The organism is Streptomyces sp. 15-116A, from assembly GCF_025290915.1.
In the GTDB taxonomy this organism is placed as follows: Bacteria; Actinomycetota; Actinomycetes; order Streptomycetales; family Streptomycetaceae; genus Streptomyces.
Genome location: NZ_JAOCQE010000340.1, coordinates 1 through 5,854, shown reverse-complemented (window position 1 = coordinate 5,854; position 5,854 = coordinate 1). Strand labels below are relative to the sequence as shown.

The 5,854-nt window shown below is 71.8% G+C and carries 6 protein-coding genes and 1 pseudogene; 2 read left to right on the top strand and 5 right to left on the bottom strand.

The features are described from left to right. The 4 genes and pseudogenes from N4P33_RS31605 to N4P33_RS31590 form a co-directional block, all read right to left on the bottom strand. Positions 1–324 (bottom strand): annotated as a pseudogene (locus N4P33_RS31605) (hypothetical protein); the annotation flags it as partial. Positions 325–525: 201 nt separating this feature from the next. Next, positions 526–978: a DoxX family protein gene (locus tag N4P33_RS31600; protein WP_260830379.1), complete on the bottom strand. Its 453-nt coding sequence runs from the start codon at positions 976–978 to the stop codon at positions 526–528. A gap of 204 nt (positions 979–1,182) precedes the next feature. Further along, complete coding sequence (locus N4P33_RS31595) at positions 1,183–2,826, bottom strand: alkaline phosphatase D family protein (RefSeq protein ID WP_260830378.1); 1,644 nt, start codon at positions 2,824–2,826, stop codon at positions 1,183–1,185. 102 nt (positions 2,827–2,928) lie between these two features. After that, on the bottom strand, positions 2,929–3,573 hold the full coding sequence (locus N4P33_RS31590) for an HNH endonuclease family protein (RefSeq protein WP_260830377.1): 645 nt from the start codon (positions 3,571–3,573) through the stop codon (positions 2,929–2,931). Positions 3,574–3,995: 422 nt separating this feature from the next. On the opposite strand from N4P33_RS31590, the gene N4P33_RS31585 reads away from it, so the two are divergent. Next, a complete protein-coding gene (locus tag N4P33_RS31585; RefSeq protein ID WP_260830376.1) occupies positions 3,996–4,577 on the top strand; it encodes a TMEM165/GDT1 family protein in 582 nt (193 codons plus the stop codon). Positions 4,578–4,807: 230 nt separating this feature from the next. Beyond that, entirely contained in the window at positions 4,808–5,479 is a 672-nt protein-coding gene (locus N4P33_RS31580; protein WP_260830375.1) for an HAD family hydrolase, read from the top strand. Between the two features lie 86 nt (positions 5,480–5,565). On the opposite strand, the gene N4P33_RS31575 is transcribed toward N4P33_RS31580, so the two are convergent. Then, a partial coding sequence (locus N4P33_RS31575; protein ID WP_260830374.1) for a peptidoglycan-binding protein occupies positions 5,566–5,854 on the bottom strand: 289 nt, incomplete at its 5' end.

Here is a 5,854-nt window from a genome sequence, read left to right as displayed (position 1 = left end):
GCCGCCCCGGGCCAGCGCGGCGCCGAGACGTTCCTGCGCGCTGGTCAGGCGCCGGGAGCGGGCTATGGCGCGGTCCAGCCGGGCACCGCCGCGCCAGGCGAGGCGGTAGGCGACGAGATCACCGAGGACGGAGGCGGTGGCGGCGCACAGGGTGAGGGCCAGGATGTCGGGCACGTCGGTCGCGGTGCCCGCGGCGGCCGCCGTGGCCGCGGTGATCACCAGGACGCCGCTCGGCAGGACGGGCAGGAACACGTCGAGCAGGACCGAGAGGGCCACCACCGCGTAGATCCATGGGCTGCCGATCAGCGACCCGAAACTGTCCACCCGAACTCCCCATGGCTCCCCCGTGGGCCAGACCGTGCCGGGCTGTCGCCGGGGAGCGGCAGGAGGGGCAGGAGTGGCCGATGACAGCCATAGAGCGTACGCGTGAGGAGTGACAGAAGGGTCACGGGGGGTTCGCGCGTCGGGCACCGGACGTTCAGCCGGCTGTCATCGGCGTCCTGTCACGAGGGGGGGTCCCTCGGGTCAGGCGGCCACCGGCGACTGGTCGGCCTGCCGCCCGCCCTGCGCCGACGTGCGGCGGGCGAACAGCCGGTCCAGGCCGAAGGCGCCGGAGCCGGTGAAGACCAGCAGGAACATGGCCCAGCAGTACAGCGCCGCGCCCTCGCCGTCGTTCTCGATCGGCCACAGCCCCTCGGGCTGGTGCACCTTGAAGTACGCGTACGCCATCGCCCCGGACGAGAGGAACGCGGCGGCGCGGGTGCCGAGGCCGAGCAGCACCAGTGTGCCGCCGGCCAACTCGATGACGGCCGCGTACCAGTTGGGCCAGGCCCCCGTCTCGACGGTGCCGCCGTTGCCGTCCACACCGCCGAGCGCCCCGAACAGGGCGACGGCGCCGTGGCAGGCGAACAGCAGGCCGACCACTATGCGGAACAGCCCGAGGGTGTAGGGCTGTGCGCTGTTGAGGCGTTCGGTCATGTGGGGGGTCTCCTTCGGTCAGGCCGGCCCGGGCGGCCGGTCCGGGGGAACACCGGAGTCGCGCACACGTTAGGTCGACCTAACCTTTACTTGCAAGTTCAATATTTAGCCCTGGGGTGTGCGCGGCCTGGACATCCCTTCAGTACGGCTGTGACCCCGTTCGGGTGCTCAGCGCTGTGACCGAACGCACACCCGCCGTTGTCGTCAGCGGCTCAACTCCGTTTCCCGCACGGTCCCCAGCCGCGCCTTGGCGTCCCTCTCCTTGCGCGCGTGCTCGAGCCGCAGCACCGCCGAACGCCCCCGTGTCGTCAGCGTCATGAGCTGGTTGCCGAACCAAGGCCCGCCCGTCTTCCGCCACTTGACCGGGGGCCGCCCGCAGCGGCCGTGCCGGGCGAACAGGCGGCCCAGCAGCCGTGCGGGCGCGCTCCAGCCGAAGCGGAAGCCGAGCCGTATCGAGAGGGGAATGGAGTTGTGGACCGGCGAACAGGTCAGCTGCACCACCCGGGCGTCGGGCCCGCCGCCCCCGGGCCAGCTCGGCTCGGCGATGTACGCGTGGTGGACGTCACCGGACAGCACACACACCGTCGCCGGGGCGTCCGGACCCGAACCCGTCTCGGCGATCAGCTCCGCCAGGTCGGCGAAGGACTCCGGGAAGGCCGACCAGTGCTCCAGGTCCGCAGCCCGCCGCAGCTTCTCGCCCAGCCGCGCCCAGCGCGGGCCCTTGGCGCCCCGGCACAGCACCGAGCTCCACTCCTCGACGTCGTGCACGAGGTGCGGAAGCAGCCAGGGCAGGGACGTACCGATCAGGAGGTGGTCGTAGGAGCCGCGGCCCTCGCGCACCTGGGCGCGCAGCCACTCGGCCTCGCCCGGGTCGAGCATCGAGCGCTCGCCCTCCTCCAGGACGCGGGCCGCGCGGCTGTCCACCATCAGCAGCCGCACCCGGCCGAAGTCGCGCCGGTAGCTCCAGCGCACGGCGGTGGCGTCCGCCTCGGCGTCGGCGGCGAAGGTGCGCAGCGCGTCGGTGCCGTCGCGGTTCTCGCGCACGGCCCGGAACACCGGGTCGGCGGCCAGTTCGGCGCGGGAGAGGTTGCCCACGTGCTGGTGCACCCAGTACGACATCAGCCCGCTGAGCACCCGCTCCCGCCACCAGGAGGTGGCGCGCATGTCCTCGACCCAGGACGCGGAGGTGTTCCAGTCGTCGATCACGTCGTGGTCGTCGAAGATCATGCACGTGGGCACGGTGGACAGCAGCCAGCGCACCTGCGGGTCGAGCCAGGACTCGTAGTAGAGGTGGGTGTACTCCTCGTAGTCCGCCACCTGGTCGCCCGGCGGGTCGCTCAGGTCGCGGCGGGCCGCGAGCCACGCGCGCGTGGCGTCGGAGGTCTCGTCGGCGTACACCTGGTCGCCGAGGAGCAGCAGCACATCGGGCCGTTCGCCGCCGGCGGCGATGCGCGCGGCGAGGGCGTCCAGGGCGTCGGGGCCGACGGGGTCGGGCTCCCCGGCGGGCGGCGAGGCCCAGCGGCAGGAGCCGAAGGCGATGCGGGCGCCGTCGCCCGGGCCCGGCGCGGCGATGACCGAGGGCGGCAGCGACCGGAACGGCTCCTCAGGCACCGGCCACACCCGGGTGTCGTCGAGGAACACCTCGTACGGCGTGGCCGTGCCCGGCGTCAGCCCGGTCACCGGGACGAGCGCGTAGTGGTGGCCCGCGATCTGGAAGGTCGCGGCGCTGCCGCCGCTCCCGTCGGCGCAGCGCACCTCGGCGGTGCCCGGGCGGCTCGTCTCGACCCAGACGGTCGCCGACGAGCCGTCGATGTATCTCAGCAGCGGTCCGAGGCGCAGTGCGGCCATGGTGACCCCTTCCTCCGTCGCTGCGTACGGTACGCAGCGACGGAGGCCGGCGGGGAGATCCCGGCGACGAGCCGTTTCACGGGCTTCGCACGGGCTCCGTGGTCAGCAGCTCGCGAGGTGGCTCTGGAGGGCGGACTTCTCGGCGGAGTCGACGGACAGGCCGTAGTAGTACTTCACCTGCACCCAGGCGCGGACGTAGATGCAGCGGTAGTCCGAGCGGGAGGGCATCCAGGTGGCCGGGTCCTGGTCGCCCTTGGCCTGGTTGACGTTGTCGGTGACGGCGATCAGCTGCGGGCGGGTCAGGTCGTTGGCGAAGGACTGGCGGCGCGAGGTGGTCCAGGAGCCGGCGCCGGAGTCCCAGGCCTCGGCCAGCGGCACCAGGTGGTCGATGTCGACGTCGGAGGCGGCGTACCAGGTGGCGCCGTCGTAGGGGGAGTACCAGCTGCCGCTGGTGGCGGCGCAGGAGGAGTCGGTGACGACACCCGAGCCGTCGCGCTTGAGGACGGTCTCGCGGGTGTTGCAGGAGCCGCTGACGGTGCTCCAGTGCGGGAAGAGGTCGCGGTCGTAGCCGGTGCGGTTCTCGGTGGCCACGGTGAGGCTCGCGAGATAGGTGCGGGCGGTGGCGGCGCTGACCGGGGTCGGGAGGGCGGCGGAGGCGGCCGGGCCGTTGAACAACCCGACGGAGGCTATGAGTCCGGTGAGCGCGGCGAGTATGCTCAGCCGTCGACGCGCGTAGAACTTCGGCATGCGAACTCCCTTGTGGGGTTGGGGCGTTGAGGTGCGAGCAGGGGAATGCTCGCCACGCCGCATGACGCGGAGGGGTGTGTCCGGTAAGAAGCTAGTGACGCGTTCATGACACGTCCATGGTTCCTGTGTGGTGCAGCTGTGAATTTTCTCGCGCCGGGCTCGGCGAGGGGGTCGCGTAGCATGGGGGCGCAGAAGGGGAGTAGCTCTTCGCCGGACCGTCGACATACTGCTCAGCCCGCCTGAGCCGGCGCCCGGAGGCAGACCTCGGCAGGACCGGGGCCGGCCAGCGAGACCTTCGGCAAGCAGTGCACGCCCGTGCCGTACGGCAGGGGCGCCGAGTGTGCTGCCGTGCCGAGGTGTCCGCGTCTTCGTCTGACCGCACAGCACTCTCGGTGGGGCAGCCCCGACCGATTGAGGAACCGTTGATCAGCCTGACCGTGACGGCCGTCGTCTTCGGCGTCGTCTTCCTCGCCGAACTGCCCGACAAGACCGCGCTCGCCGGGCTCGTCCTCGGCACCCGCTACCGCGCCTCGTACGTCTTCGCCGGTGTCGCCGCCGCGTTCGCCCTGCACGTCGCGCTCGCGGTGGCCGCGGGCAGTGTGCTCACGCTGCTGCCGCAGCAGATCGTGCACGCGCTCACCGGTGTGCTGTTCCTGGCGGGGGCGGCGATGCTGCTGCTGAAGAAGGACGAGGACGAGGAGGAGATCCGCAAGCCGGAGAACCAGAGCTTCTGGAAGGTCTCCGGGGCCGGATTCATGCTGATCCTCGTCGCCGAGTTCGGGGATCTGACGCAGATCATGACGGCGAACCTCGCCGCCCGCTACGACGATCCGCTCTCCGTGGGTCTGGGCGCGGTGCTGGCGCTGTGGGCGGTGGCCGGGCTGGGCATCGTCGGCGGGAAGGCGCTGATGAAGCGGGTGCCGTTGCGGCTGATCACGCAGATCGCGGCGCTGCTGATGCTGGGGCTCGGGGTGTGGAGTCTGTGGGAGGCGATCGCCGGGTGAGGTCTGGTCCGGGGGGGGCGCTCGTCGTCGGTCGGGCGAAGTCCGCGTGAACGGTTGCCGAGGTCGGTGGCGCCGGGGGCGGATCGTTTTGTACCGTGGATGAACAAAGTGGCTCCCGCCCGTTTTCCCTGACCGGCGGGCGGGGCCGCCTTGTCCCTCCGGGAGAGCGCCGTGTCCCTCCAGGGAGCGCCGTCTCGTTCCCCCGCCTACGTGTTTTGGAGTTGCTGCCGATGTCGGCCACCACCGCCGTACTCACCGCCCGAGCCCTCCTGCTGGACATGGACGGCACCCTCGTCAACTCCGACGCCGCGGTCGAACGCGTCTGGCGGCGCTGGGCCGAGCGCAACGGGCTCGACGGGGACGAGGTGATGAAGGTCGTGCACGGGCGGCAGGGGTACGCCTCGATGGCGCTGCTGCTGCCGCAGCGGCCGATGGAGCAGAACTACGCCGACAACGCGCGGATGCTGGCGGAGGAGACCGCCGACACGGAGGGGGTCGTCGAGATTCCGGGGGCGCGGGAGTTTCTCGCGTCGCTGGTGGGGTCGCAGGTGCCGCATGCGCTGGTGACGTCCGCGGATGTGGCGCTGTCCACGGCGCGGATGGCCGCGGCGGGACTGGAGATGCCGGCGGTGCGGGTGACCGCGGAGTCCGTGGGGGCCAGCAAGCCGGATCCCGAGGGGTTCCTGAAGGGGGCGGCCGAGTTGGGGGTGGATCCGGCCGAGTGTGTGGTGTTCGAGGATTCCGGGGCGGGGATCGCGGCGGGGCGCTCCGCGGGGATGCGGGTGGTTGGTGTCGGGCCTCGGGCCGGGCTGCACGGGCCGGATGTGGTGGTGCGGGATCTGACGCAGGTGAGGGTCGAGGCCGTGGGGGACGGCGTCGTTCGTCTGTACATCGGGGAGTGACGACGGGTCGGTGGGGGTTCCACCGTCCGTTGCCGGATGACGGTTCGTCGTGGCTGGTCGCGCAGTTCCCCGCGCCCCTGGGGGGTTTAGGGTTCCCGGGTTTCTGATTCCAGCATTCTTCTTGTTTCCGGGCCGTAGACGCCCAGTTCCTCGTGGAGGCCCCGGGACCACTGGTAGGTGGTCAGGGCGTCCTCGACTCTGCGGTTGAAGTGGCCGTCGATGTCGTCGTTGTAGAGGTAGAGCTGGCGCAGGCGCAGCTGGAGTTCGGTCACCTCGTCGCCGCGGTCGCCGCGGCGCAGGGTCGGGGCCGGGGCCTCGCGTTCGCCGTCGCCGTCGTCTGCGCCCTCGGCGGAGTCCGCGGCGGCGCCGGCCGTC

Excerpts from the sequence above, each read along its gene's own strand:
- N4P33_RS31600 (WP_260830379.1), bottom strand. The coding sequence starts at position 978 with ATGACCGAACGCCTCAACAGCGCACAGCCCTACACCCTCGGGCTGTTC.
- N4P33_RS31595 (WP_260830378.1), bottom strand. The coding sequence starts at position 2,826 with ATGGCCGCACTGCGCCTCGGACCGCTGCTGAGATACATCGACGGCTCG.
- N4P33_RS31590 (WP_260830377.1), bottom strand. The coding sequence starts at position 3,573 with ATGCCGAAGTTCTACGCGCGTCGACGGCTGAGCATACTCGCCGCGCTC.
- N4P33_RS31580 (WP_260830375.1), top strand. The coding sequence starts at position 4,808 with ATGTCGGCCACCACCGCCGTACTCACCGCCCGAGCCCTCCTGCTGGAC.